Consider the following 1,335-nt stretch of genomic DNA (forward strand, 5'->3'; position numbering starts at 1 on the left):
CAGGATTTCGCGTTTGCCGGCGTGGTTTGCGGGTCCGACGATGCCCTCCTGCTCCATCCTCTCCATGAGCGAAGCCGCCCGGTTGTAGCCGATCTGCAGCCGGCGCTGGATGTAGCTCGTCGAGGCCTTCTTGTCGCGCAGCACCACCGCCACCGCCTGGTCGTACAGGTCGCCGCTGGGCGCCCCGAACTCGCCCTGGTCGAACACCGGCGTATCGGCGCCTGCTCCACCGCCCTCGTCCTCGTCCGCCGTGACCGCCTCGAGATACTGCGGCCGGCCCTGGCGCTTGAGATGCGCCACCACCTTCTCCACCTCCTCGTCCGAGCAGAACGGCCCGTGCACCCGGGTGATCCGCCCGCCGCCGGCCATGTACAGCATGTCGCCCTGGCCTAAGAGCTGCTCGGCGCCCATCTCGCCCAGGATCGTGCGGCTGTCGATCTTCGACGTGACCTGGAACGAGATCCGGGTCGGGAAGTTCGCCTTGATCGTGCCGGTGATCACGTCCACAGACGGCCGCTGCGTCGCCAGGATCACGTGAATGCCGGCAGCCCGCGCCATCTGGGCCAGGCGCTGGATCGCGCCCTCGATCTCCTTGCCGGCCACCATCATCAGGTCGGCCATCTCGTCGACGATCACCACGATGTAGGGCAGAGCATCGAGCTCCATCACCTCGTCCTCGTACACCGCCTCGCCGGTCTCGCGGTCGAAGCCGGTCTGCACCGTGCGGGTGATGGTCTCGCCGCGGGCTTTGGCTTCCACCACGCGGGCGTTGAAGCCGTCGATGTTGCGAACCCCGAGCTTGGACATCTTGCGATAGCGGTCCTCCATCTCGCGCACGGCCCATTTCAGCGCCACCACGGCCTTCTTGGGGTCGGTGACCACCGGCGTGAGCAGGTGCGGGATGCCGTCATAGACGGAGAGCTCCAGCATCTTCGGATCGACCATGATCAGGCGGCACTCGGCAGGCGTCAGCCGGTAGACGAGCGACAGGATCATGGTGTTGATCGCCACCGACTTGCCCGACCCGGTGGTGCCGGCCACCAGCAGGTGCGGCATGCGGGCGAGATCCGCGATGACGGGTTCGCCCCCGATGGTCTTGCCCAGGCACAGGGCGAGCTTCTGCTTCGAGGTCTCGAAGTCCTGACTTGCCAGAAGCTCACGCAGGAACACGGTCTCGCGCTTGTGGTTGGGCAGCTCGATGCCGATGGCATTGCGGCCCTGCACCACCGCCACACGGGCCGAGACCGCGCTCATGGAGCGCGCGATGTCGTCGGCCAAGGAGATCACCCGCGACGACTTCGTCCCAGGCGCAGGCTCAAGCTCATACAATGTGAC

Annotated in this window: 1 protein-coding gene; it reads right to left on the reverse strand. The window is 66.6% G+C overall.

The window, feature by feature from the left end; genetic code table 11:
- Positions 1-1,335 (reverse strand): DNA translocase FtsK (locus VB618_RS19725; protein ID WP_329798457.1); only part of this gene is annotated, 1,335 nt, incomplete at both ends.

Source organism: Microvirga sp. CF3062 (assembly GCF_036314045.1).
In the GTDB taxonomy this organism is placed as follows: domain Bacteria; phylum Pseudomonadota; class Alphaproteobacteria; order Rhizobiales; family Beijerinckiaceae; genus Microvirga.